The organism is Collimonas sp. OK412 (assembly GCF_900112135.1).
GTDB classification, from domain to species: domain Bacteria; phylum Pseudomonadota; class Gammaproteobacteria; order Burkholderiales; family Burkholderiaceae_D; genus Collimonas; species Collimonas rhizosphaerae.
In genome coordinates, this window is record NZ_FOLC01000028.1 from 12550 (window position 1) to 35856 (window position 23307).

General features: G+C 62.0%; 25 protein-coding genes. 14 read left to right on the forward strand and 11 right to left on the reverse strand.

Translation table 11 applies throughout. The annotated features are described in order from the left end of the window. Positions 1-11: 11 nt before the first annotated feature. Together BM062_RS21255 and BM062_RS21260 are read right to left on the reverse strand one after the other, a co-directional pair. On the reverse strand, positions 12-1523 hold the full coding sequence (locus tag BM062_RS21255; RefSeq protein WP_092400577.1) for a CoA-acylating methylmalonate-semialdehyde dehydrogenase: 1512 nt from the start codon (positions 1521-1523) through the stop codon (positions 12-14). A gap of 12 nt (positions 1524-1535) precedes the next feature. Then, positions 1536-2864 (reverse strand): omega-aminotransferase AptA, encoded by a 1329-nt coding sequence (locus tag BM062_RS21260; RefSeq protein WP_092400578.1) that lies wholly within the window; start codon positions 2862-2864, stop codon positions 1536-1538. Positions 2865-3021: 157 nt separating this feature from the next. Between BM062_RS21260 and BM062_RS21265 the strand changes: the two genes are divergently transcribed. Next, positions 3022-4452 (forward strand): aminotransferase-like domain-containing protein, encoded by a 1431-nt coding sequence (locus BM062_RS21265; RefSeq protein WP_092400580.1) that lies wholly within the window; start codon positions 3022-3024, stop codon positions 4450-4452. 27 nt (positions 4453-4479) lie between these two features. On the opposite strand, the gene BM062_RS21270 is transcribed toward BM062_RS21265, so the two are convergent. Next, positions 4480-4692, reverse strand: coding sequence for a 2-hydroxymuconate tautomerase family protein (locus BM062_RS21270; protein WP_092400582.1), 213 nt, complete (start codon positions 4690-4692; stop codon positions 4480-4482). 67 nt (positions 4693-4759) lie between these two features. Continuing rightward, positions 4760-5503, reverse strand: coding sequence for an SDR family NAD(P)-dependent oxidoreductase (locus BM062_RS21275; protein ID WP_092400584.1), 744 nt, complete (start codon positions 5501-5503; stop codon positions 4760-4762). Positions 5504-5632: 129 nt separating this feature from the next. Here BM062_RS21275 and BM062_RS21280 point away from each other — a divergent pair, with 129 nt between their 5' ends. Further along, positions 5633-6547, forward strand: coding sequence for a LysR family transcriptional regulator (locus BM062_RS21280; protein WP_092400586.1), 915 nt, complete (start codon positions 5633-5635; stop codon positions 6545-6547). A 110-nt stretch (positions 6548-6657) separates the two neighbouring features. On the opposite strand, the gene BM062_RS21285 is transcribed toward BM062_RS21280, so the two are convergent. Further along, entirely contained in the window at positions 6658-7080 is a 423-nt protein-coding gene (locus BM062_RS21285; protein ID WP_092400588.1) for a DUF4148 domain-containing protein, read from the reverse strand. A 582-nt stretch (positions 7081-7662) separates the two neighbouring features. Between BM062_RS21285 and BM062_RS21290 the strand changes: the two genes are divergently transcribed. Next, positions 7663-8277 (forward strand): TetR/AcrR family transcriptional regulator, encoded by a 615-nt coding sequence (locus tag BM062_RS21290; protein WP_092400590.1) that lies wholly within the window; start codon positions 7663-7665, stop codon positions 8275-8277. Positions 8278-8413: 136 nt separating this feature from the next. Here the strand turns inward: BM062_RS21290 and BM062_RS21295 are convergent, their stop codons facing one another. After that, the gene (locus BM062_RS21295; RefSeq protein WP_092400592.1) at positions 8414-9343 is read right to left on the reverse strand and encodes a LysR family transcriptional regulator; all 930 of its coding nucleotides are present in this window, start codon (positions 9341-9343) and stop codon (positions 8414-8416) included. Between the two features lie 100 nt (positions 9344-9443). On the opposite strand from BM062_RS21295, the gene BM062_RS21300 reads away from it, so the two are divergent. From BM062_RS21300 to BM062_RS21310, 3 genes are all read left to right on the forward strand, one after another. Further along, on the forward strand, positions 9444-10409 hold the full coding sequence (locus BM062_RS21300) for an SDR family NAD(P)-dependent oxidoreductase (RefSeq protein ID WP_092400594.1): 966 nt from the start codon (positions 9444-9446) through the stop codon (positions 10407-10409). 167 nt (positions 10410-10576) lie between these two features. After that, entirely contained in the window at positions 10577-11080 is a 504-nt protein-coding gene (locus BM062_RS21305; RefSeq protein ID WP_254785200.1) for a hypothetical protein, read from the forward strand. A 74-nt stretch (positions 11081-11154) separates the two neighbouring features. Continuing rightward, positions 11155-11547 (forward strand): hypothetical protein, encoded by a 393-nt coding sequence (locus tag BM062_RS21310; RefSeq protein ID WP_092400598.1) that lies wholly within the window; start codon positions 11155-11157, stop codon positions 11545-11547. A 16-nt stretch (positions 11548-11563) separates the two neighbouring features. On the opposite strand, the gene BM062_RS21315 is transcribed toward BM062_RS21310, so the two are convergent. Continuing rightward, entirely contained in the window at positions 11564-12187 is a 624-nt protein-coding gene (locus BM062_RS21315) for a TetR/AcrR family transcriptional regulator (RefSeq protein ID WP_092400600.1), read from the reverse strand. A 155-nt stretch (positions 12188-12342) separates the two neighbouring features. Between BM062_RS21315 and BM062_RS21320 the strand changes: the two genes are divergently transcribed. The 3 genes from BM062_RS21320 to BM062_RS21330 all read left to right on the forward strand — a co-directional run bounded on the left by BM062_RS21320 (position 12343) and on the right by BM062_RS21330 (position 15751). Beyond that, on the forward strand, positions 12343-13002 hold the full coding sequence (locus tag BM062_RS21320; RefSeq protein ID WP_092400602.1) for a Rossmann-fold NAD(P)-binding domain-containing protein: 660 nt from the start codon (positions 12343-12345) through the stop codon (positions 13000-13002). A 313-nt stretch (positions 13003-13315) separates the two neighbouring features. Beyond that, the gene (locus BM062_RS21325; RefSeq protein WP_014004094.1) at positions 13316-13600 is read left to right on the forward strand and encodes an HU family DNA-binding protein; all 285 of its coding nucleotides are present in this window, start codon (positions 13316-13318) and stop codon (positions 13598-13600) included. A gap of 282 nt (positions 13601-13882) precedes the next feature. Continuing rightward, positions 13883-15751 (forward strand): DUF885 domain-containing protein, encoded by a 1869-nt coding sequence (locus BM062_RS21330; protein WP_092400604.1) that lies wholly within the window; start codon positions 13883-13885, stop codon positions 15749-15751. 75 nt (positions 15752-15826) lie between these two features. Here BM062_RS21330 and BM062_RS21335 read toward each other — a convergent pair whose 3' ends face one another. Then, positions 15827-16189, reverse strand: coding sequence for a VOC family protein (locus BM062_RS21335; RefSeq protein WP_092400606.1), 363 nt, complete (start codon positions 16187-16189; stop codon positions 15827-15829). Between the two features lie 51 nt (positions 16190-16240). After that, positions 16241-17080, reverse strand: coding sequence for a helix-turn-helix transcriptional regulator (locus BM062_RS21340; RefSeq protein WP_092400608.1), 840 nt, complete (start codon positions 17078-17080; stop codon positions 16241-16243). Between the two features lie 148 nt (positions 17081-17228). Between BM062_RS21340 and BM062_RS21345 the strand changes: the two genes are divergently transcribed. Together BM062_RS21345 and BM062_RS21350 are read left to right on the forward strand one after the other, a co-directional pair. Then, positions 17229-17645: an ester cyclase gene (locus BM062_RS21345; RefSeq protein ID WP_254785201.1), complete on the forward strand. Its 417-nt coding sequence runs from the start codon at positions 17229-17231 to the stop codon at positions 17643-17645. Between the two features lie 91 nt (positions 17646-17736). Continuing rightward, complete coding sequence (locus BM062_RS21350; protein ID WP_092400610.1) at positions 17737-18513, forward strand: dienelactone hydrolase family protein; 777 nt, start codon at positions 17737-17739, stop codon at positions 18511-18513. Positions 18514-18546: 33 nt separating this feature from the next. Here BM062_RS21350 and BM062_RS21355 read toward each other — a convergent pair whose 3' ends face one another. After that, positions 18547-19305, reverse strand: coding sequence for a 3-oxoacyl-ACP reductase family protein (locus BM062_RS21355; RefSeq protein WP_092400612.1), 759 nt, complete (start codon positions 19303-19305; stop codon positions 18547-18549). Positions 19306-19443: 138 nt separating this feature from the next. Here BM062_RS21355 and BM062_RS21360 point away from each other — a divergent pair, with 138 nt between their 5' ends. From BM062_RS21360 to BM062_RS25345, 3 genes are all read left to right on the forward strand, one after another. Continuing rightward, positions 19444-20367 carry a LysR family transcriptional regulator gene (locus BM062_RS21360; protein WP_092400614.1) on the forward strand — a complete coding sequence of 308 codons (924 nt, stop codon included), beginning with the start codon at positions 19444-19446 and terminating at the stop codon, positions 20365-20367. 171 nt (positions 20368-20538) lie between these two features. After that, entirely contained in the window at positions 20539-21936 is a 1398-nt protein-coding gene (locus BM062_RS21365) for an eCIS core domain-containing protein (protein WP_175501117.1), read from the forward strand. 12 nt (positions 21937-21948) lie between these two features. Next, positions 21949-22431: a hypothetical protein gene (locus tag BM062_RS25345; protein ID WP_139220155.1), complete on the forward strand. Its 483-nt coding sequence runs from the start codon at positions 21949-21951 to the stop codon at positions 22429-22431. Here BM062_RS25345 and BM062_RS21375 read toward each other — a convergent pair. Next, positions 22425-23282, reverse strand: coding sequence for a cysteine hydrolase family protein (locus tag BM062_RS21375; RefSeq protein WP_092400618.1), 858 nt, complete (start codon positions 23280-23282; stop codon positions 22425-22427). The genes BM062_RS25345 and BM062_RS21375 overlap by 7 nt on opposite strands. Positions 23283-23307: the final 25 nt, after the last annotated feature.

The window sequence follows — 23307 nt, forward strand, 5'->3', positions numbered from 1 at the left end:
GGCAAGCCGGTTTACTTGGCCACAGGCATGGTGAATTCAGCGCCCTTGGCGATACTGTCCGGCCAGCGCTGCATGATGCTCTTGTAGCGGGTATAGAAGCGGATGCCTTCCTCGCCGTAAGCGTGGTGGTCGCCGAACAGCGAACGTTTCCAGCCGCCGAAGGAATGCCAGGCCATCGGCACCGGGATCGGCACGTTGATGCCGACCATGCCGACCTGGATCTGCCGTGAAAATGCGCGCGCCACGCCGCCGTCGCTGGTAAAGAGAGAAACGCCGTTGCCGAATTCGTGGGCATTGACCAGTTCTACCGCGCTGGCCAGGTCCGGCACCCGCACCACCGACAGCACCGGGCCGAAGATTTCTTCCTTGTAGATGGTCATTTCCGGGGTCACGTGGTCGAACAGGGTGCCGCCGACGAAAAAGCCATTCTCGTGGCCGGCAACGCTGTGGCCGCGGCCGTCGACCAGCAGCCTGGCGCCCTCTTCAACGCCCTTGGCGATATAAGCCTCGACCTTGGCCTTGTGCACGGCGGTGACCAGCGGCCCCATCTCGGAATCGGCCTGGTCGCCGTTGCCGATCTTGAGCGCGGCAGCGCGTTGCGCCAGCCGCTCCACCAGGCGGTCGGCGACATCGCCCACCGCGACCGCCACCGAGATCGCCATGCAGCGCTCGCCGGCCGAACCGTAGGCGGCGCCGACCAGCGCATCGACCGCCTGTTCGAGATCGGCGTCCGGCATCACCACCAGATGGTTCTTGGCGCCGCCCAGCGCCTGCACGCGTTTGCCGCGGCGTGCGCCTTCGGTGTAGATGTATTCCGCGATCGGGGTCGAACCGACAAACGACAGCGCCTGTACTTCGGGATGTGCCAGCAAGGCGTCGACAGCCGTCTTGTCACCCTGCACCACGTTGAAAACACCGTCAGGCAGGCCGGCTTGCTTGAGCAGGCCGGCGATCAGCAGGCTGGCCGAAGGATCGCGCTCGGACGGTTTCAGGATGAAGCAGTTGCCGCAGGCGATCGCCACCGGGAACATCCACATCGGCACCATCACCGGGAAGTTGAACGGCGTGATGCCGGCCACCACGCCCAGCGGCTGGCGCAGGTTCCAGTTGTCGATGCCGCCGCCGATATTGTCGGTGTGGCTGGTTTTCAGCAGGTGTGGAATGCCGCAAGCGAATTCCACCACCTCGATGCCGCGCACCACTTCGCCCTTGGCGTCGGAAAACACCTTGCCGTGTTCGCGCGTGATCAGCGCCGCCAGCTGGTCGTGATGCTGTTCCAGCAGTTCCTTGAACTTGAACATGATGCGGGCACGGCGCAGCGGCGAGGTTTCGGCCCAGGCCGGGAACGCTGCACGGGCGCCGGCGACGGCTTTATCCACTTCCTGCGCCGAGGCCAGCGCAACCTGGGCGACCACGGCGCCGGTGGCCGGATTGTAGACATCCGAATAGCGTTCGGAACGGCCAGTCGCCAATGCGCCGGAAATGAAGTGGTTGATTTGAGGGGTGTTCAAAGTAAGGCTCATGGCAGGTCTCGGTTATCTGGTTTCGTTGAGTGCTTCGCGCACCGTGCTGAACATGCGTTCGATTTCTTCCGGCTGGACGATCAGCGGCGGCGAGAAAGCCAGGATGTCGCCGGTGTAGCGCACCATCACGCCCTTTTCATAACACTTGCGGAATACTTCGTAAGCGCGCGCGCCCGGCGCCTGCGGCCGCGGTTCCAGCTCGATCCCGGCCACCAGGCCGAGGTTGCGGATATCCTTGACGTGCGGCGCGCCGGCCACGCCGTGGGCGGCTTTCTCGAACAGTGGCGACAATTCGCGCGCGCGCTCGAACAAGCCTTCGCTCTGGTACAGGTCGATGGCGGCGATGGCGGCTGCGGCGGCCACCGGATGGGCGGAATAGGTATAACCGTGCATCAGCTCGATGGCGCCGGCGGCGGCGGATTGCACCACCGCGTCATGGATCTCGCGTTTCACCGCCACCGCGCCCATTGGAATCGCGGCGTTGTTGATGCCCTTGGCAAGCGTGATCAGGTCTGGCGTGACGCCGAAATAGGCACTGGCGGTGGGTGCCCCGAGGCGGCCGAACCCGGTGATCACTTCATCGAAAATCAGCAGGATGCCGTGCTTGCTGCACAGCTCGCGCAAGCGCTCCAGGTAACCCGCCGGCGGAATCAGCACCCCGGTCGAGCCGGCCAGCGGCTCGACGATGACGGCGGCGATGGTGGAGGCGTCGTGCAGCGTCACCAGCCGTTCCAGTTCGTCCGCCAGGTGCGCGCCCCAGGCGGGCTGGCCGCGGCTGAAGCCGGCTTCGGCGATATTCAGGGTGTGCTGCAGGTGGTCGACGCCGGGTATCAGGTTGCCCGAGAAAGCCTTGCGGTTGCCGACGATGCCGCCGACCGAGATGCCGCCGAAACCGACCCCGTGATAACCGCGTTCGCGGCCGATGAACCGTGTGCGCTGGCCGTCGCCGCGTGCGCGGTGGTAAGCCAGGGCAATCTTGAGTGCGCTGTCGACTGCTTCCGAACCGGAATTGGTGAAGAAAATCCGATCCAGCCCGGCTGGCATCAGTCCTGCCACCTTGCGCGCAGCTTCAAACGCCAGCGGATGGCCCATCTGGAATGATGGCGCGTAATCCATGCTGCCGATCTGCCGCGTCACGGCGGCGGTGATCTCTTCGCGGCAATGGCCGGCGTTGACGCACCACAGGCCGGCGGTGGCGTCGAGTATCGGGCGGCCGTCGTCGGTCTGGTAATACATGCCTTTGGCCGAGACGAACATGCGCGGCGCTTCCTTGAACTGGCGGTTGGCGGTGAATGGCATCCAGAATGCCGACAGGTCCTGATCCGATTGGTGTGTGTGCATGATGGGCTCGGTTGCGGTGATTGACGATGGTTGGCGAAGTTTCGCCATGGCGTCGATTATTGCAGCTACAATCCAGATTGTTAGATACACTTTGTACAAATCGCGGAAAGTGTACTGTTGCCGACAGCAATCTGTACTGAATACACTTGAAGGTCCCATGACTGATACCCAGGTTTCGCGTTTTCCCCCGCTGTTGCAGCCGCAGTCGGCGCTGAGCCTGGTCGAGCAGGTGGTGGCGGGCCTCGGCCGCATGATCGAAAACGGCAAGCTGCGGCCGGGCGAGCGGCTGCCGTCGATCCGCCAGTTCGCGCTGCAGCAGGGAGTCAGCAATTCGACGATTGTCGAAGCTTACGAACGGCTTGTGGCCAACGGCTTGCTGATCGTCCGGCGCGGGTCCGGTTTTTTCATCGCCAAGCGCGAGCAGCCCGAGAGCAGCGGCATGCCTTCGATCATGCCCAATCCGGTGATCGATTCGGCCTGGCTGTTTTCCGAAGTGTTTGCCGATGAGCGGGTGCCGATCAAGGCCGGCTGCGGCTGGCTGCCAAGCAGCATGCTCGACGGCGAGGGTTTGCATGCGGCGGAGCGGCGCATCATCCGCTCGCCCGGCGCCCAGCAGGTGGGCTACGGCCATCCGTTCGGTTACGGTCCGCTGCGGCAGACAATCGCCAAATCGTTCGCCAACTGGTCGCTCGACATCGGCCCCGACCAGATAGTCACTACCCACGGCGTGACCCAGGCGCTGGACCTGATCATGCGCACCCTGGTGAAACCGGGCGACACCGTGTTCATCGAAGAGCCGGGTTATTGCAACCTGATCGCCATGCTGCGGCTGGCCAATATCCATGTGGTCGGCGTGCCGCGCACCGTGAGCGGAGTCGACCTGGAGCGGCTGGAAGAGCTGGCGCAGATCCACCGGCCGAAGATTTTTTTCACCAACCCGGTACTGCAGAATCCGACCGGCACCACTTACACCCCGGCCTGTGCAATGCGGGTGCTGCAGTCGGCTGAACGGCATGGCTTCTGGGTAGTGGAAGACGATCTGTACCGCGAGCTGGCGCAAGCCACCGATCCGATGCTGGCGGCGCTGGACGGCTTGCGGCGGGTAATCTATGTCAGCGGTTTTTCCAAGACCATCGCCCCCTCGCTGCGGCTGGGTTTCATCGCCTGCCAGGCGGATCTCGCCAAGGAATTTGCGCGCACCAAGATGGTCTTGACCCTGACCAATTCGGAAATCACCGAACGGCTGGTGTACAACGCGCTGACTGAAGGCCATCACCGGCGGCACGTCGAGCGCCTGGCCAGCACCTTGCTCACTGCGCAGGCGCAGGTCAGCGCCAGGCTGGAGGAAGTCGGCCTGCTGCCGTTCGGCCCGCCGCGCGGCGGCATGTTTTATTGGGCGAGGATGCCGCATGCGGCGCTGAGCGCCAAGGCAATCGGCGACCTGGCCTTGCAGCAAGGCATCTGGCTGGCGCCGGGAGAATTCTTTTATGTATCGCAACCGGAACACGCCTGGTTCCGTTTCAATGTGGCTTTTTCGGACCTGCCCAAGCTGTCCGATTTTTTCCGCAAACTGCCGGCCGGCGCGTAGCCGGCCCTTTTCTCCGACGGCTGACGGCTAGCCCGCCGCCGCTTCGCGTTTGCGGATGACGGTGACGCTTTCGCCGCCCGCGCCCCAGTTGTCGGTATCGACTTCATCGATGACGACGAAGGTGGTAGCCGGTCTCTTGTTGAGCACGCGCGCCAGTAACTCGGTGACGCCGGCAATCAGTTGCTGTTTCTGTTCCGCGGTGACTCCTTCGCGGGTGACGCGGATATTGACGTATGGCATGCTGGAACTCCTGTAGTAAATGGTTTGAGGGCGGGCATCGGCCCGCTTTTTTTTTTTGCGCCTGGAATTACCAGGTGCCGGCGGTGGCGCCGCCGTCCACCGGCAATGCTACGCCGGAAATGAAGCCGGCATCGGTCAGGTACAGCACGGCGTCGACCACGTCCTTGGTGCTGCCGGTGCGGCCTGAGGGCGACAGCGTGTTGAAGAAGGTCCGCGAGTTTTCATAGTCGCCGTGCAGCGGCGTCTGGATGATGCCGGGCGCTACCGTGTTGACCTGCACGTTGGATGCCGCCAGTTCGATCGCCAGCGCCCGCGTGGCATTGATCAGGCCGCCCTTGATCAGCACCGGCAGCAATGCCGGCACTTTCACCGTCGGCTGCATTGCGATGTTGGCGCTGATGGTGACGATATGTCCGCTTTTGTTGGCGGCCATGTGTACGGCGGCTTGCTGCGATGGATAGAAAAAGCCCTTCAGGTTGGTGCTGACCAGGGCGTCGAGATCGTCCTCGGTATAGTCGCCGACCGGCTTGGCGATGAACACGCCGGCGTTGTTGACCAGGATGTCGACCTTGCCGAACGCCGCAATGGCGCGCTCGAACAGCGCTTTCGCCGTTGCCGGCCGGGCGATGTCGCCGGCCACCGCCAGGAAATTGGGCGGATTGCCGAGTTTTTCGGCGGCTGCCAGCAGGCGCTCGATGGTGCGGGCGTTGCCGACCACGTTATAGCCGCGCTGCAGATACGCTTCGGCCAGGGCGAAACCGATGCCGCTTGAGGCGCCGGTGATGATGACGGTTTTCTGGTTGCTGCTCATGGTGACACTCCTTGTGGTTAAGCGGGCTCTCTGGTCCCGATGTAATGCACTATACTTATGCGGTATTGGTAGATAAATACAGGTTTTCACAATTAACTTGATACACCATGTAATGAATAAGGCGCTTTCATGAAACGCAACTTCGACGACATCCTGCTGGGCAGCATCGAGCTGTTTTGCCTGGCTGCCGAACTGGGGAGTTTCACGGCAGCGGCGATGTCGGCCAGCGTCACGCCTGCGGCCGTGAGCCGGTCGGTGTCGCGGCTGGAGGAGAGATTGGGCGTGCGCCTGTTTGTGCGCACCACGCGCCAGATCCGCCTGACCGATAGCGGCCGCGTGTATTTCGAGCAGTGCCGCCAGGCTTTGTCGCAACTGGTGGACGCGGAGCGCGAGGTGACCGGCGAGCAGGCGGCGCCGGCCGGGCTGCTGCGCATCAGCATGCCGACGCCGTTCGGCCACTATCGCCTGCTGCCCTTGCTGCCGCAGTTTCGCGCGCTATACCCGCAGGTGCGGATCGATGTCCACCTGAGCAACAGCAACATCGATTTTGCCGACCAAGGCTACGACCTGGCGATCCGCGGCCGCGCGCCGGAGGATTCCAACCTGATCGCGCGCAAGCTGGAAGACGCCGAGCTGGTGCTGGTGGCGGCGCCGTCTTATTTGCAGCGGGCGCCGGCGCTGCAGACGCTGGCCGACCTGGAGCGGCACGATTGCATCCAGTTCGAACGGCCCAGCACCGGCCGCCGCATCCCATGGACTTTCATGGTCGACGGCAAGGAGGCCGATATCGTGACCGACGGCGGCTATTGCTGCTCGGAAGACGTGCTCGCCGTCGCCACCCTGGCGCGCGGCGGCGCGGGGTTGGTGCAAACCTACCGCTTCGTGGTCGAGCAGGCGCTGCGGCAGGGCGAACTGGTCGAACTGTTGCCGCAGTTCGGCGGCAGCACGCGGCCCTTCATCCTGCTGTATCCGCACGCCCGGCATCTGTCGCTGCGGGTGCGTACTTTCGTCGACTTCATGGTCAAGCACCTGGGCCGGGCCTGAGGTTCCGGCACAAAAGCCGCGACAATAAAAAACCCGCGCACTCCTCATGAGGCGCGGGTTTTGTCATTTGCAACGCTTCCCGCATGCTGCCGGGAATGGACTGCATGCGATCAATTGCCTGTGTTTGTTTCAAGCGGATAGTTGGCGAAATTGACCAGGCCGGAGTTGCGTGCGTCAGCCAGTTCTGCGCGGACTTCAGCACGGCTCTTGCCAGCAGTGTTGGAGACGGTGAACACTGGATATTGCGAACCGGCGAAATCGAGTTCTCCGGCAGCGCGGGCTTTTGCCAGTTCTGCCTGCACTTCAGCGCGGGTCTTGCCAAGGGCTGCAGTGCCAGGGGCGGCGCTTTGGGCGTTGGACGGCAGGAACACCGGATATTGCGAACCGGCGAAATCGAGTTGGCCGGCAGCGCGAGCCTGGGCCAGTTCAGCCTGGACTTGAGCGCGGGTGAGCGGGGTGACGTTGTCGGAAGCGAATGAAGGAGCTGAAACAATTGCAGCCAGTGCCAATGCGGCGATCAGTTGGGTTTTCATGATGGTTCTTTCTTTTTAAGTTAATGACAAAGTGCCAAATGCAGCGGTCACACAAGCGCATGAACTGACGGAAAAGCATTGCTGCTGCACCGTCCTGGCTGCCGGCGAGGATTTGATTTACATCTATCACTAGATAGATAAACCGGGAAAATAAAAAGCGTCTTTCATATTTGACGCTTTCCAGTCCACTAATCCACCACCGGCAGTCCGGGCACGTTGTGCGATCCAGTTGTTGCTGAATAAAAACCAAACCTGGGTCGCTTGCTGCTTAAAACAACGTGTCTGCAACTACTGTGACCTAACTATAGTTATCTACTGCTAGGTAGTCAAATAGAATTTATTAATAACGATAATTGCTTATCAAAAGGCAGGCGCAACCCATAAATGCCTTGATTATCTACCTTTCAGTAGATAATATATAGGCGTAGCGTCTTTTTGATTTTAGATTCCACGTCCGTGCCGCCAGAATATTGCCGGCCGGGGTATAAAAGACGTAGCATGGCAGCAGCAAGCGTGGCTGCCTGAAATCCGGCTGCCTTTGCCGGTGTCGTGCATCGCTATCTCTTTATAGGTAAAAAAATCATGAAGGCCGTTTCCCCCGTACGCGAACAATTGCTGGAGCACACGCTGGTCTTGCTGGGCACGCGCGGCTATAACGGCTTCAGCTACCGCGACCTGGCCGAGCTGGTCGGCGTCAAGACTTCCAGCATCCATTATTATTTCCCGACCAAGGAAGACCTGGCGCTGGCCGCGGTGCAAGCCTACGCGGCCAATATCGGCGACATCATGCGCGACATGGATGTCAACGGGCCGCTCAAGGAGCAGGTCGAGAAATACCTGGCGCTGTGGCGCAAGAACCTCGGCACCGGCCGCGTCTGCCTGTGCGGCATGCTGGCCGCCGAAGCTACCAGCCTGCCGCAGAACGTGCTGACTGCCTTGCAGGCTTTCTACAGCATGCACGAAGCCTGGATCACCCAGCGGCTGGAACGCGCGGTCGCCGACAAGGGCGTCAAATTGCCTGCCGCGCCGCCGGTCTATGCCATGACTATCCTCGGCGCCCTGCAAAGCGGCCTGATTTCCGCGCGCCTGTTCGGCAAACCTTGCCGGCTTGACGCGGCATCAGCAATGCTGCGCTCTGCCGTGACGCCGGAAAGCGGCAAACAGCAAGCAGCGACAGCCGACGCCGCCTTATCCTGATTCCAGGACGCCGCTTATGCAGACAGCCATGAGCGGCGGCAAGTCTTCAGTTTTTCTCCCTGTTTGCAATGAAGTGTGCCTGCAGCCTGGCGGTTTGCAGAACTGCCCTGCGTCGACGCATCGGCAAACAATCTCATCACACTTGGTTGGTCCATGGCGGCGTCCTGGCTGGATGGTCGGCATCGGTTATGTAGCGGGAGACGCCGCTGGCCAAGGCGTCGAAGACGATCCGGCAGCGCTCGCTAGAACGCAGGTCTTCATGCATCACGATCCAGGTTTCGAGCTGGTCCTTGACCGTTTCCGGCAGCACCAGCGACAAATCGGGGTTGTGCCTGGCCAGCGGCGCCTGGCACATGCCGATGCCGTAACCGGCGCGGATCGCCGCCAGCTGCGCCAGCTGGTTGTCGGTGCACAGCGAAAACATGTCGCGCGACAGCGGCAGGCCGCGCTTTTGCATGGCGCGGATGTAGTTGGTTTCCTGGTCGAAGCCGATCAGCGTGTGCTGTTTCAGCGCGGCGATGCTGGCCGGCATGCCGGCCAGGTCCAGGTAGCGGCGGTGCGCAAACAGGCGGAGCGGAATGGCGCCCACCCGGCGCGCGACCAGGGCGGCCTGGCTGGGCTGCACCATCCTTACGGCGATATCGGCGTCGCGCTGCAGCAGGTCCTGGGTCCGGTTCGACGCCACCAGTTCAATCTTGACGGCCGGGTGCGTTTCGCGCAGCGCGGTCAGGATTGGCGGCAAGACCTCGACGCAGACCACTTCCGGCGCCGTGACGCGCACCGTACCGCCGCCGCCGGCGCCGGTCGAGGCGCGGCGCAAGGCGCTGGCAGTGGCACGCAGGTTCTCGGCGAACGGCCGCAAGGTGAGCGCGGTGTCGGTGGCGGCCAGCCCGGTCTGCGAGCGGGTGAACAGTTTCACCCCCAGCGCGAGCTCCAGCGCTTCGATCTGGCGTCCCATGGTGGGCTGGGTCAACCCCAGGCTGCGGGCGCCGCCGGATAGCGAGCCTTCTTCCAGCACTGCCAGGAACGCCCGGTACAGGTCCCATCCAGGTTCTTGGGTAGTCATACAAATATGTATAGAAGATATGTGAAGATAGCCAATTTTAAACTAATAGCCAGACTGTTACGCTGGACTCCTACAACATTTTTTTAAAGGAGTGCACATCATGAAACAGCAAATCGCATTGGTGCTCGGTGCCACCGGCGGCATCGGCGGCGCCATGGCGAAAACACTGATGCAGCGCGGCTGGCAGGTGCGGGCGCTGCACCGGCGCGCCGACCAGATGGCTGCCGCCAGCGGTGGCAGCGGCATCGTCTGGCGCCAGGGCGACGCCATGCAGGAGCAGGACGTGGTAGCTGCCGCTGCCGGCGCGTCCATCATCGTCCATGCCGTCAACCCGCCGGGCTACCGCAACTGGGCCCAGCTGGTGATGCCGATGATAGAAAACAGCATCGCAGCGGCGCGCGCATCCGGCGCCCGCATTATCTTGCCCGGCACGGTTTACAACTACGGCGCTGACGCCTTTCCCGACCTGTGCGAGACCTCGCCGCAAAACCCGAGCACCCGCAAGGGCGCGATCCGGGTGCAGCTGGAGCGCCGGCTGCGCCAGGCCGCGCAGGACGGAGTGCGGTCGCTGGTAGTGCGCGCCGGCGATTTTTTCGGACCGCACATGGCCAATTCCTGGTTTGCGCAAGGCATGGTCAAGCCGGGCCGGCCGGTGACGGCGGTCAGCTACCCCGGGCAGCGCGGCATCGGCCACCAGTGGGCTTACCTGCCGGACGTGGCCGAGACCATGATGCAATTGATCGAGCGCGAACCGTCGCTGGCCGCATTCGATACCTTCCACATGAACGGCCACTGGGACGCTGACGGTACCGAAATGGTGGCCGCTATCGGGCGGGTGGCAGGCCAGCCAGGCCTGAAGGTAAAACGCTTCCCCTGGTGGCTGCTGCCGCTGGCGTCGCCGTTTGTCACGGTTTTCCGCGAGCTGCGCGAGGTCAGCTACCTGTGGCGCCAGCCTTTGCGCCTGGACAACCGGCGCCTGCTGCAGCTGCTCGGCAGCGAGCCGCATACCCGGCTGGACGAGGCGCTGGAAGCGACGCTTGCCGGCATGGGCTGCCTGAAAAAATGATCTGCGGGCAACAATATATTTTGCCGTGAACCATGCCCAGCAAATCGTGTCGGGAGATAATGCGTACTGCAATCGATTCATAAACGGCTGCTATTGCAATATGCAGCCATCATTATTGGAAGTAACGCATTTTGAACACGACAAGAACCAAACGCTGGACCGGCAAGATGGACTCCCTGACAACGGCATACCTGAAAGATGTCATGGGCAAGATGGAGGTATACGGCGACCGCGTGCAATTCGGACTGGCAAGCCCGGGGCCGCGTCCGTATTACCAGCTGACCAACAGCGCCGAAAAGAAAATGGCGTTCGACAGCAATAACCACCTGCTGCACCCGAAGGAAGACGAATTCGCCGGCGCCAACGCCACGCCGGTATTCACGCTGGAACAAATCAAGGCAGCCATCGCCGCCGGTGGTTTCCGCTCCAGTACGGCCACCCGCAGCTCCGCCGGCGGCCGCGTCGTCAGCCGCAGCGGCGGCACGCGCGGAGGCGCGGTGGCGATGAAAGCCAAGGACCTGGTCGACGCTGCGCGCTACGAATATTTCCGCAGCAACCGCCAGGCGCTGCCGGATGGCATCGGCGAGCATACCGCCGAAATCACCGAGCTGATGCTCAAAGGCAGTTCCGCCGAAGATGCATTCGGCGAGGTAGTCAAACGGCATTTCTGATTGCCGTGCCGCGGCCTGGCGTGGACGCCGGGCCGCAATATCCATCGGATCAAGTTACGCAGAGGGATGCCAGCATGATGCGTGCAGCCGTTTTCGCCATCGCCGCCAGCGCGGCACTGCCGGCCTGGGCCGATTGCGCCGTGGCCGAAGCCTTGATCAGCCGCTACGGCATTTCCTTCTCAGGTTTCACCCAGCCGCTGCCGCGCGTGTCCGCGCCGGCCGAAGCGCCAGACAGATCGCTGCTCGCCGTTGTCCTGCCAAACCGGAACGGCCACGTCGCTGACGGCTACAACCATCAAGCCTGGATCAACCAGGAACAGCAGCGCGCCTGGATCTTGCGCACCGGCGGTTTTGCCGGCGTCTACGAATGGTATGGCCCGGTCGCGTTGCCGAGCGTGGATTTTTCGGGCTGCGCCGCTGAACCGGGCCGCCTGCCGCAGCCGGCCGGCGCAGGCCGGCAAGGCTGACGCTGGGCTGGCAACCTCACCGGCCTTTGCCAGCTACCTCGTAATAAGCCAGGAACATGTCCACCGCGGAATCCACCACCTGCTGCTGCAGCGTCGCCGCCAGCGGCGGCTGCCCCAGCGTGACCTGCGGCCAGAACGCGAAAGTCTTCAGCAGGCTTTGCAGCTGGTGCGCGGCGAACGCAGGATCGGCCGGCTTCAGCCTGCCGTCGGCCTGGGCCGCGGCGATCCAGGTATTGACGCCTTCTTCGCGCTCGCCCAGCTTGGCGACCATGTCCTGGGTCCGCTCCGGCGAATGGATGGTGGCCGCAATCGCCACCCGCGCCAGGTCGAGGAAATTGCCGTCGCTGAGCATGCGCATCTTGGACTGCATCAGCTCCAGCAACTGCAGGCGCAGCGGCTTATCATGGCGATAGCTGAGCGCATGCTGTTCTGCGCTGCTGGTCCATAACTGCATCAGGATTTCGGCAAACAGTTCCTCTTTGCCGGGAAAATGGTTATACACCGTGCGCTTGGACACTTCTGCCCGGGCGGCGATCTTGTCCATGCTGGTGGTTTCAAAGCCGTTGGCGCGGAATTCGGCGATCGCTGCCTGGAGGATGGCATCGCGTTTGCGGTCGGTGAGGCGTTGGACTGTAGCCATGGTTTGCTTCAAGATGACGGATAAGTGAATTCTACACCAGTCAGTTTACTTTCTTCGAAATAGAAACTACACTGTGCAGTGTAATAAATTCGCCGGATCGCCGGATCGCCGGCCGCCGGATCGCCGGCCGCAGTACAACAAGATCGGAACCCGCAATGAAAGTAATCCTGTTTGGCGCCAGCGGCATGGTCGGGCAAGGCGTGCTGCGCGAATGCCTGCTGGACGCCGAGGTTGAGTCCGTGCTGGCCGTCGGCCGCAGCGCCAGCGTCGGCGCGTCCGGCAAATTGCAGGAACTGGTGGTTCCCGACCTGGCCCGTATCGCCGACCATGCCGAAGCATTGCAAGGCTACGACGCCTGCTTCTTCTGCCTCGGCGTATCGTCGGCCGGCATGTCGGAAGAACGCTATACCGAACTCACCTACGACCTCACCCTGGCCATCGCCAAGACGCTGGCGGCGCGCAATCCCGGCATGACCCTGACCTACGTCTCCGGCGCCGGCACCGATTCCAGCGAGCACGGCGGCAGCATGTGGGCGCGGGTCAAGGGCCGCACTGAAAATGCTTTGCTGCGCTTGCCGATCAAGGCTGCCTTCATGTTCCGTCCCGGCGTGATCCAGCCGCTGCACGGCGTGCGCTCCAAGACCCGCTCCTACCAGCTGTTCTACACGCTGGCGGCGCCGCTGCTGCCGCTGGCCAGGCGGCTGTTCCCCAGGCACGTCACCACCACCGAACAGATGGGACGCGCGATGATCAAGCTGGCGCGGCAAGGCGGAGCGAAGCAGGTGCTCGAGACCGCCGACATCAACGCGGTCTAGTTTCCTGCGCCGCAAAAACCGCAAGTCAAGCTGCTGATCATGGTGCTGCCGGAGATCCGGAAAGTCCGGCGCGCCGCATGGCGACTGCACTTTGCGGGCATCGGTCGACAGCGCCTTGCTCAAAATTTACGCATGAAGGCGCGCATTTTTTATCGCAAAACCGGATTTTTGTGCTACAGATACAACTGCCTGCAAACGTAATTTCAAAAGCAATTTGTCTCAATCCCGCGTTTGCGGTAGTCTACATCGCCGATTCCAAGCAAATACGGTGCTAGAATTTGCAACTCACCACTTTTTTTGAGGATTTAACGAAATGAACAAAACCGAATTGATCGACGCCATTGCCACTGATTGCGAAATTTCGAAGGCCGCTGCACAGCGCGCTTTGGAATCCGTTGTCGACAACGTGATCAAGGCCGTGACTAAAGGTAGTACTGTTCAGTTGATTGGATTTGGTTCGTTCTCTTCCGGCAAACGCGCTGCACGCACCGGTCGTAACCCACGTACCGGCGAAGCAATCAAGATTGCCGCAGCCAAGACCGTCAAGTTCACAGCTGGTAAAGCATTCAAAGATGCAGTGAACAAGAAGAAGAAATGATGTAATAAAAAAGCCCCTTGGAGAAATTCAGGGGGCTTTTTTTTCGGCAGGAGAATTGTCGACTGTCCGCATTCCCATCTGCAGCACCCCCGTAAATCATCAGCTTGCTGTCCATGGCAAAGCGAATCCTTTCCAGCGCCAGATCTGCGCTCACTCCATACGCGGAACCGGATCTGTAATCCACATCAGGATGCAGGCGTGAAATTCGATTGACACTATTCCGGCACTCGCGCTAAGGTCGGCAACGCATAAATTCTTTTCTCCCAGCAATAAAAGGATTCCATGAACGACACCCCCAATACTTTTTCCCGCCGCGAGCTGCTGCTGAGCGCACTGTCCGCCGCCGCCGTGGCAGTACTGCCTCGCATCGCCGGCGCACAGGCCAAGGAAGCACTTCCGGCCGATGCGCAATTTTCCGCCCTGCTGGCCGATTTTGCCGAAGAAATCCTGCGCCTGGCGCCGACTTCGGCGACCTCGCTAGGGCTCGATTCCGGCGCTCGCTCGGGGCTCAAATCGCGCTTGGCGGACGTCTCTCCCGCCGGCGACGCCGCCTGGGCGAGCCAGGTGAAATCGATGCTGGCTCGCCTGGCTCCGGTGGAACGCGCCAAACTCGGCGCTGATGCGCAAGTCCGCTACGACAGTGTGAAATATGCGGCAAGCGCAGGCGTGGAAGGTTTGCGCTTTTCCTACGGCGGCGCGGCCAGCGGCGTGAATGGCGGCACGGCGCCGTTCCCGGTGACCCAGCAGGATGGGGCGCTGACCGCGGTGCCTGAATTCCTCGATTCGCAGCACAAGATCGCCAGCGCTGCCGATGCCGAGGCTTATCTTGAGCGCGTGAGCGCGATGGCGCGCGTGCTCGACCAGGAAAGCGCGCGCATCGCCGAGCAAGCCGCCAAGGGCATCCTGCCGCCGGATTTCATCGCACATACCGCGCTGGGCCAGCTGCGCAACTATCGCAAGACGCCGGCGGCAGCGCAAAAACTGGTGACCTCGATTGCCGGGCGCACCAGGAAACTCGGCATCGCCGGGGACTGGGAAGCGCGCGCGACCAAGCTGGTGGATACACTGGTGTATCCGGCGCTGGACCGGCAGATCGACACCTTCGCCAAAGCCACCGCCAAGGCTACCGATGTCGCCGGCGTACATCGCCTGCCCGATGGCGCGGCGTATTATGAATGGGCGCTCAAGCTGGGAACCACCACCACCCATGGCGCCAGCGAAATCCATGCGATCGGGCTGGAGCAGAACAAGATGCTGCAGGCGCGCATCGACGCCATCCTCAAGGGACAGGGCATCACGCAAGGCACGGTCGGCGAACGCATACTAGGGCTGTCGAAAGACCCCAAGCGCTTCTATGCCGATGATGACCGCGGCCGCGAGCAGCTGATTGCCTACTGCAATGAACGTGTCGCCGCCATCCGGACGCTGATGCCGAAAATTTCGCATCTCGACCTGAAGGCGCCGCTGGTGATCAAGCGCGTGCCGCCCGATATCGAAGCCGGCGCGGCGCTGGGCTACATGAACTTCGCGGCGCTGGACGGATCGCGGCCGGCGATTTATTACATCAACCTGAAATCGACCACGCTCTGGCCGAAATCTGAAATCGCCACGCTGACCGCACACGAAGGCATACCCGGCCACACCTGGCAGGGCGCATACCTGGCCGAGCATCATGCGCAGATGCCGCTGATGACGTCGCTGATCGGCTTCAACGCCTTTGTCGAAGGCTGGGCGCTGTATGCCGAACAGCTGGTGGATGAATTCGGCCTGTACGCAACGGATCCGTTCAGCCAGGTCGGCTACCTGCAGGCGCAGCAATTCCGCGCCTGCCGCCTGGTGGTCGACACCGGCTTGCACGCAATGAAGTGGACGCGGCAGCAAGCGATCCAGTTCCTGGTCGAAAACACCGGCCGCGGCATGGCCGCCATGACCAGCGAGATCGACCGCTATTGCGTGTCGCCGGGACAAGCTTGCGGCTACAAGATGGGACACAACGAGATCCTGCGCCAGCGCGAACGGGCAAAAACGGCGCTGGGCAGCAGGTTCGACCTGGCCGGCTTCAATGACGCGCTGGTGAAATGCGGCGGCGTGCCGCTGACGGTGCTGCCGAGCGTGATCGATCGCTACATCGCAGGCTTGCCGACCGTATAAAAGGCGCAGCGTGGCTTGCTGAAACCGGCACGCTGCCGTGCGGTTTCAGCAAGCTGTTCCTTCCTTGTGCGCCAGTCAGTCCGGGCAAACCGCTTCGACGTTGTTACCGTCAGGATCGATCAGGAACGCACCGTAGTAAGTCGGACTGTACTCGGTGCGCAGGCCCGGCTTGCCGTTGTCGCGCCCGCCTGCCGCCAGGCCGGCCGCATGAAAACCGTTGACCTGCTTGTGGCCGGCGGCGCGGAAAGCGACATGAGTGGCTCCGGCCGGCGCATCTGCAGCAGCATATAACCAGAGCGCGGGCTGGTCCGGCGGGCCGAAGCCGGCATAACCGTCGCCCTCGGCGGCCAGGACATATCCCAGGTGGTCCAGCGCTGCCTGGTAGAAGCGCACGCTGGCGTCCAGGTTCTTCACTTTCAATCCGATGTGGTCGAACATGATGATCTCCTTGTCATCGCACCCGGTTGGATGCGTCAGGCAGCCATCATTTCAGATCGCGTCCAATTTTTCTTGGAAAATCTTGCGCTCGCCGCGAGCCACGCGCTGGAAATGCTTGGGCGAGACACCGGCGGCGCGATGGAAGGTGCGCACGAAATTGGATAAATCGTTGAAGCCGACGTCGTAGGCGGTGTCGGTGACCGAGCGGCCATCGGCCAGCAGGCGCGCCGCATTGCGCAGCCTTGAACGCAGCAGGTACTGGTGCGGCGTGACGCCGAGCGCGCGGCTGAACAGCCGCAGGAAATGGAAAGGACTCATGCCCGCTTCGGCTGCGGTACGTTCGAGATCCATCTCTTCATGCGCATGCGCGGTAATCCACATGGCGGCATTGACTGCGCGGCGCCGGTCCTGGCTGGTGGTCGGCGCCGGCGCGGAATGCTTGCCGGAGCCGAGTGCGACGAAACGCGCGGCCAGCATCAGCCCGATCTCTTCCAGCCCGACATCGCTGCGTCCCTCGGCCGCGGCCTGCCCCAATTCGCCGAGCATGATGATGCCGTTCAGCGGCGGCAGGGCGCCGCTGCGCCAAAGCGATTCCTTGGCGCCGATCGATTCGATGCATTCCGGGGAAAACTGGAAAGACAGGCATTCGTCGCCGCACACGTGATGGTCATGGGTGCAGCAATATTCGTCGCCGGGGTGGCCGATCATCACTGACCCAGGCACCAGCTCGTGCTGCACGCCGCGATAGCGCAGGCCGAAGCTGCCGCGCCGCACGTAGGACACCGAATGCCTGTGGTGCGACTCGGTAACCGGGCGGTCGCCGGGCCTGGCGCTGCAGCGGTAGTCGATCACCGTGGCCGACGCGCTTTGCGAAAGAATCAGGGTATCCATCCGGCCAAGTCTACGCCAAATTGAAAAAGCGTGAATGGCTTGCCGCCAAGGCGCGCATGCGGTTTTTGCGAGCGCTTGACTTCAAGTTAAGTTGAGGTTTTACACTGCTGGTTCTGCAACGCTTCCATAACCTGATTGGAGTGAATCCATGTCGACCACGCATCTGATTGAAAACAACAAGCTCCTGGTCCGCCGGCTGTACGAGGATTGCATCAACCGCGGGCGGCCGGAATTATTGGCGCAGCTGATCGCCGAAGATTTTATGGCCAGCCCCGGCGAAAAGGGCGCGTCTGAATTTGCAAACGGCATAGCCGCGGTGCGCAAGGGATTTCCCGACGTCCGGTTTGAAATTGAAGACCTGGTCGCGGAGGGCGACCGGGTTGCTGTCCGCTGGACGTTCCGGGGAACGCACGGCGGACCGTTTGCCGGGACCGCCGCCAGCCAGGCGCGCGTGACGCAGACGGCGAATGTGATCTTTCAAATCAGCGACGGCAAGATCAGCCGCGCCTGGGTGCAGGTCGACCGCCTGGGATTGCTGCAGCAGATAGGCGCCCTGCCGGTTTGACTGGGCATGTCGTATCGTTGCAAAATCAGATAATTTCCAATGGGAAACATGTTAATTTAGCGCCACCGCTTTCCCCACGCCAAGAGGATAGATGATGCCCTACGAAACCCAGCAAGAGCAGGTCACGATTCCGGTATCCGAAGATGGAACCCAGATAGATGCTTACCTGGTCCGTCCGCAGCAGCCGGGCCGATATCCAGCCGTCATCGTCGGCATGGAGCTGTTCGGCGTCAATCCGCACATACGCGACATCGCCGCGCGCGTAGCCAGGCTTGGCTACGTAGCCATCGCGCCGAATTTTTATCATCGCAGCTTGCCCGGCGGCTTCTTGCCGTTCGGCGCCGAAGGCCGGGACCAAGGCTTTGAGCATTTGCACCAGTTGCGCCGGACTACGGTGATTGCGGACCTGCGCGCCGTCATGGCGTTCCTGCAGTCGCGCCAGGACGTTTCCGGGCGCACCGGCATCCTCGGCTTCAGTATGGGCGGCCACATTGCCTACCTGGCCGCGACCCAGTTCGATATCGCCGCATGCGCATGTTTTTATGGCGGATGGATCACCAATACCGACATCGAGCTCGGCCGGCCCGAGCCGACCATAACGCTTACGCCTGGCATTGCACAACAGGGCGGGCGCCTGGTTTACTTCGCCGGCGCGCTGGACCACGCCGTCACGCGCGAGCAGCGCGAGCTCCTGGCCGGCGCTCTCGAAGATGCCCATGTGCGGCATGAAATGGTGCTCTATCCGGACGCCCAGCACGGCTTCTTTTGCGAACAGCGCGAGACCTTCCATGAAGCATCGCGCGACGACGCCTGGCAGCGGGTCCAGGCCTTATTCGCCGAAGAGCTTCACGAACCAGGTCCGGCATGACGGTGTTGGGGACAAACCGCCCCAACGCTGTCATCAGGCGGCAAATCCGCCGTCGATAGTCAGGCTGGCGCCAGTGATGTACGCCGCCTCCGGGCCGGCCAGGTAAGCCACGAAGCTGGCGATTTCCTCATCCTTGCCATAACGGCCGACCGGCATCATCGCTTTCAGGGTGGCGGCGAATTCGCTGCCGGCCGGATTCATCTCTGTGTCGACGGGGCCCGGCTGCACGTTGTTGATGGTGATGCCGCGCGGGCCGAGGTCGCGCGCCAGGCCGCGGGTCAGGCCGACCAGCGCCGATTTGCTCATCGCATAGGGGCCGCCGCCGACAAACGGCACACGGTCAGCGTTGGTGCTGCCGATGTTGATGATCCTGCCGCCTTCCACCATGTGCCGCGCCGCTTCCTGCGTCGCCACGAACACGCTGCGCACATTGATCGCCAGCGTGCGGTCGAAATCTTCCAGGCTGAATTCTGCCAGCGGCGCAATCGCCAGCACGCCCGCATTGTTGACCAGGATATCGAGCCGGCCGAAAGCGGCGACGGTTTGTCCGATCGCCGCCTTGATGGCGTCGGCGTCGGCGCTGTCGGCGCGGATCGCCAGCGCGCGGCCGCCGGCGGCTTCGATGTCCTTGACTACTTGTGCGGCGCGTTCGGCCGAGCTGACATAGGTCAGGGCGACAGCGGCGCCGTTGCGCGCCAGCCGCTTGGCGATGGCGGCGCCGATGCCGCGTGAACCGCCTTGGACGAAAGCGACTTTGTTGGCGAGGACTGCTGTTTCTTGATTGGTAGCCATGATATTTCTCCTTGTTGGTGGGGGCGCTTGCCGAAGTGGCCGGCGCCCGGTTGACAAGCGAAGTATCTGCCGATCATTATGTCGTTACTAGCCATTAATCCTCATATTCAATTGATACCAAAAGTTTAAAATAATCTTATGGAAACAATGATTGGCATGCAATGTTTCGTCCGCAGCGCGGAGGCTGGCAGCTTTTCCGAAGCGGCGCGGCGGCTGGGCATGACCTCGGCGGCAGTCGGCAAGAACGTGGCGCGGCTGGAGACCGGGCTGGGTGTGCGTCTGTTCCATCGCAGCACCCGCAGCCTGGCCTTGACCGAGGCCGGCGAAAGTTTTTTACATGAAATCAGGGATGGGCTGACGTCGATCCAGTCAGCCGTCGACAACCTGGCCAGCGCCGGCGGGCAGCCGGCCGGCATGCTCAAGGTCAGCATGGGCACGGGTTTCGGCCGGACCTACATGGTGCCGCTGCTGGCGCCGTTCCTGGCCAAGTATCCGGCGATCTCGCCCGACTGGCATTTCGATAACCGCCAGGTCGACCTGATCGCGCAAGGTTTCGATGCCGCCATCGGCGGCGGTTTCGAGCTGCCGCCCGGCGTCGTGGCGCGTGAACTCGGGCCGGCGCATCGCGTGCTGGTAGCCGCGCCAGGCTATTTCAGCGAGCGGCCGGCGCCGGCCTCGCCGGCAGACTTGCATGCATTCGACGGCATTTTCATCCGTTCGCCGCAAACCGGGCGGGTGCGCCCCTGGCCGCTGCGCAACCGCGCCAATCAACAGGCGCCGGTGACGCTGCGCACGCGCATGACCATGAGCGATCCCGAAGCTGCCTGCGAGAGCGCGCAGATGGGCCTCGGCATCGCCCTGGTCAGCATGCCGAACGCCTTGCCGTTCCTGCGCAGCGGCGCCCTGGTGCGGGTGCTGTCGGACTGGTACGTCGACGGCGGTACCTTGTCGCTCTACTTTGCCGCCCAAAAACTGCTGCCGGCCAAGACCCGGGTGTTTGTCGACTATGTGGTGGAACATTTCCGGGCGCAGGAACTGGCCAGGCATTTTTCGGCATTCTGAACCTGGTAAAGCGTAGGGCGTCAATAGCGCAGCGTATTGCGCCGCATGCATGAACGATGCGATCGCCAGCGAGTTGAGGTAACGGCTGGCGCTTAAAAGGGCGGTATTTCCAATTGGAAACTGTGCTAATTTAACGTTGCACCTCCCTCATACCGGTCGGGATGAACAATCATGCCAGCAAAGCTGATGCAAACACCCAAGACGGCGGCCGACAGCCAGCATCAGATATCGACTGCTCCAGTCTTGCCGCCTGCGATGGCGTCCAATGCCAATTATCTGAGTGCAATGGAAAACTACAGCTACGCAAGCAGCGCGATACAGCGCAGGGAAACGCCGGCGGCCCGGCCCGGGAGCCGGTCCGGCGCCGAAGCTGGCAGCACCGGACTGCCGGACAAGCTCAAGTCCGGTGTCGAAGCGTTGTCCGGCATGTCGCTGGACAACGTCCGGGTCCACTACAACTCGGCGCAACCGGCGCGCCTCCACGCGTTAGCCTTTACCCAAGGCACAGATATATTTATCGCCCCCGGACAGGAACGCCATCTTGCGCATGAGGCATGGCATGTGGTGCAGCAGGCGCAGGGCCGCGTAAAACCAACCATGCAGATGAAGGGCGGCGCGCAGGTGAACAACGACGCCGGGCTGGAGCATGAAGCCGACGCAATGGGAGCGAGGGCCATGGCGGCAAATCCCGCTACCGGACCCTTGCATCTGGACGGTAGAGCGATTGCGCGGAGACGAGGCGACGGCGCCGTACAACGCATGGGCGAGGATGAACTGGCGCAGCTCGATCCAGGCGAATTGAGTATCTACCGGGACTGGATAGAATGGGCCAAGGTGTATGGCGGTGCGAGAAAATCGGAGGCGCAAGTCCTCGACGAATATACGGTAGCAGGTCTCGAAGGCGCCCTTTCCGAATACACGACCAACCCATGGCGTCGTTACATCCGGTTGTTTGCAAGCATGGCCCGGACCGGAAATATTCCTCTGGAGATGTACCAGGTGATGATCTTCGACGACATCGCCCAGGTCAAAGCCCCCGAATTGGCGTTAGACCTGACGCGCCTGGCCGGCATCAAAGGACTGGGCCTGGATGAGCTGGTGGCGCATCTCAATGCGTGGAAAGATGTTGTCGAACCGAGGGGGTATCCATTTCCGTTCGCCAGCCCAGAGAACTTTGGCCGCTTCAAGGCAAGAATTGGAGCATTGGTGGAAGCCCTGGGGATCCACCCTACTGCGATCCGGGTGCAGGGCTCGAGCTTGCGCAATCCGGCTCCGGGCGACATCGACATAGGCGTGATGGTGGACCAGGCGGAGTACACGCGGCTCGGCGTCATTTTGAGCGCGGCGGAAACCTCGACCCGTGCGCAGAAGCAGACTGCGAAGGCGCTGGCCAAAGGTAAAATTGATCCTCGCCAGCTTTCATTCCTGAACAAGAGCGCTGACAATGTCATCCGGGTTTTTGAGCTGGCCAAGGCAGCAGCCGTTGCCGGCGGGGTGGATTTAAAGGTGCAGGTATCCGTCATCCTGATTGGTTCAGGCTTCGACAGCGCGCCATTTTTAAATTTCTGATGCGGGAGATCCATGGTGCAGCGCCGTTTTTTTCCTGATCAGTCACTGAGTCCCGGGACTGAACTCAAGCCCGGAGATCTATCCCTAAGGCCTGCTTATGTGGCGGCGCTACATGATGACGCTGGTGCGCCGGACCGGCTTGAAATCGTCATCGAAGGCCAGATCAGGCAAGTCGTCTATCACGGCGCTCATATCCCGGAAGACTTGTTCAAGGTCCACCATGAAGAATATCCCGCCAGCGGAATGATCATCAAAATGCTGCAAGGCTCCACGGATGGCGGCGAGATCGAAGAAACCTCGCGCTATTCAGCACAAGGCGAGCTGCTGGAGATCATCCGCGAGTATCACAAAAATGCTGTCATCACCTTGGTTGAATATCGCGACGGCGAGGGGAAATTATTTCGGAAAGACGTTTTTGAATACAAGAACGGCCAGCTGCTGCAAGTTCAAGTGCTCGACGCAGACGGGAAACTGCTGCATGTGCAGGTCTATTGAGATAACTCCAGCAGCACGTCCGCGGCATTTGCAATGCGCGCCCCGCGTGCAGCCATATCCGCAATGAATTTCCGGTATTGTTCCTTGAACCCGGTCACCGGGCTCATGCAATCGGTAACCAGCACCAGTTTCCCCATATTTTCCGGGCCGAAATGGTCGGCGATGTGTTCGGTGGTGGCTTTGACGCAATGGCTGCCCGCTTCGCCGGTGATGTAGATGCAGTCGGCCTGGGCCAGGCTGTCCAGGAATGCCTGGTTCGATTGCGTCAGCACGTCGTCCGGGTCGGGCACCTCGGCCTGCACCGCGGAATAGTGCTCGGTCCACGGGTTGCTGCCTTTGCCGACCTTGCCGACGCTGCGCAGGGTCTGTTCTTCCCAGCGGTTGTAGGCGGCGCGCACATCGGCGTGGACATTGTGGCCCCATGAACCGATTTCGCAATGGACCGGCCACACCATCAGCCGGTAACGCCCTGCCGCTTCCAGCCGGTCCAGGTAATGCAATACCCGCGGCAATGCTGCGGGCAGCCGCGGCAGGTAGCTGCCGGCGCGCACTTCGGCTGCCGAGATCTGGGTGAACGGCGTAACTTCGTTGCCGGCTGCAGTGGTCCAGAATCCGGGATGGGCGATATCGAGCCGGTGGTGCGAATCGAGCGTGATGCTGATGGCGTCGATGCCGCCGCCGCCGCGGTTGATCAGGTCCGCCACGCGCAGCATGTCGGCGTGGGCGCCGGGCACCGGCAGCGCTGCCGCCATTTTGCCGCCGCCGGCCGGGTTATCGGGCAGGTAAGCGGCAGGCAGGTCGCAAAAATCGTTTTGCGGATCGATGATCAATAGGTGCAGGTTGCGGCGCATCTGTCTCTCCGGTGCTGGCTGAACG

What these genes read in the sequence shown, in the direction of transcription:
- BM062_RS21285 (WP_092400588.1), bottom strand. Translation starts at nt 7,080, where the DNA reads ATGAAAACCCAACTGATCGCCGCATTGGCACTGGCTGCAATTGTTTCA.
- BM062_RS21290 (WP_092400590.1), top strand. Translation starts at nt 7,663, where the DNA reads ATGAAGGCCGTTTCCCCCGTACGCGAACAATTGCTGGAGCACACGCTG.
- BM062_RS21310 (WP_092400598.1), top strand. Translation starts at nt 11,155, where the DNA reads ATGATGCGTGCAGCCGTTTTCGCCATCGCCGCCAGCGCGGCACTGCCG.
- BM062_RS21305 (WP_254785200.1), top strand. Translation starts at nt 10,577, where the DNA reads ATGGACTCCCTGACAACGGCATACCTGAAAGATGTCATGGGCAAGATG.
- BM062_RS21355 (WP_092400612.1), bottom strand. Translation starts at nt 19,305, where the DNA reads ATGGCTACCAATCAAGAAACAGCAGTCCTCGCCAACAAAGTCGCTTTC.
- BM062_RS21275 (WP_092400584.1), bottom strand. Translation starts at nt 5,503, where the DNA reads ATGAGCAGCAACCAGAAAACCGTCATCATCACCGGCGCCTCAAGCGGC.
- BM062_RS21255 (WP_092400577.1), bottom strand. Translation starts at nt 1,523, where the DNA reads ATGAGCCTTACTTTGAACACCCCTCAAATCAACCACTTCATTTCCGGC.
- BM062_RS21295 (WP_092400592.1), bottom strand. Translation starts at nt 9,343, where the DNA reads ATGACTACCCAAGAACCTGGATGGGACCTGTACCGGGCGTTCCTGGCA.
- BM062_RS21340 (WP_092400608.1), bottom strand. Translation starts at nt 17,080, where the DNA reads ATGGATACCCTGATTCTTTCGCAAAGCGCGTCGGCCACGGTGATCGAC.
- BM062_RS21350 (WP_092400610.1), top strand. Translation starts at nt 17,737, where the DNA reads ATGATGCCCTACGAAACCCAGCAAGAGCAGGTCACGATTCCGGTATCC.
- BM062_RS21300 (WP_092400594.1), top strand. Translation starts at nt 9,444, where the DNA reads ATGAAACAGCAAATCGCATTGGTGCTCGGTGCCACCGGCGGCATCGGC.
- BM062_RS21315 (WP_092400600.1), bottom strand. Translation starts at nt 12,187, where the DNA reads ATGGCTACAGTCCAACGCCTCACCGACCGCAAACGCGATGCCATCCTC.
- BM062_RS21365 (WP_175501117.1), top strand. Translation starts at nt 20,539, where the DNA reads ATGCCAGCAAAGCTGATGCAAACACCCAAGACGGCGGCCGACAGCCAG.
- BM062_RS21265 (WP_092400580.1), top strand. Translation starts at nt 3,022, where the DNA reads ATGACTGATACCCAGGTTTCGCGTTTTCCCCCGCTGTTGCAGCCGCAG.
- BM062_RS21280 (WP_092400586.1), top strand. Translation starts at nt 5,633, where the DNA reads ATGAAACGCAACTTCGACGACATCCTGCTGGGCAGCATCGAGCTGTTT.
- BM062_RS21335 (WP_092400606.1), bottom strand. Translation starts at nt 16,189, where the DNA reads ATGTTCGACCACATCGGATTGAAAGTGAAGAACCTGGACGCCAGCGTG.
- BM062_RS25345 (WP_139220155.1), top strand. Translation starts at nt 21,949, where the DNA reads ATGGTGCAGCGCCGTTTTTTTCCTGATCAGTCACTGAGTCCCGGGACT.
- BM062_RS21320 (WP_092400602.1), top strand. Translation starts at nt 12,343, where the DNA reads ATGAAAGTAATCCTGTTTGGCGCCAGCGGCATGGTCGGGCAAGGCGTG.
- BM062_RS21375 (WP_092400618.1), bottom strand. Translation starts at nt 23,282, where the DNA reads ATGCGCCGCAACCTGCACCTATTGATCATCGATCCGCAAAACGATTTT.
- BM062_RS21260 (WP_092400578.1), bottom strand. Translation starts at nt 2,864, where the DNA reads ATGCACACACACCAATCGGATCAGGACCTGTCGGCATTCTGGATGCCA.
- BM062_RS21330 (WP_092400604.1), top strand. Translation starts at nt 13,883, where the DNA reads ATGAACGACACCCCCAATACTTTTTCCCGCCGCGAGCTGCTGCTGAGC.
- BM062_RS21270 (WP_092400582.1), bottom strand. Translation starts at nt 4,692, where the DNA reads ATGCCATACGTCAATATCCGCGTCACCCGCGAAGGAGTCACCGCGGAA.
- BM062_RS21360 (WP_092400614.1), top strand. Translation starts at nt 19,444, where the DNA reads ATGGAAACAATGATTGGCATGCAATGTTTCGTCCGCAGCGCGGAGGCT.
- BM062_RS21325 (WP_014004094.1), top strand. Translation starts at nt 13,316, where the DNA reads ATGAACAAAACCGAATTGATCGACGCCATTGCCACTGATTGCGAAATT.
- BM062_RS21345 (WP_254785201.1), top strand. Translation starts at nt 17,229, where the DNA reads ATGTCGACCACGCATCTGATTGAAAACAACAAGCTCCTGGTCCGCCGG.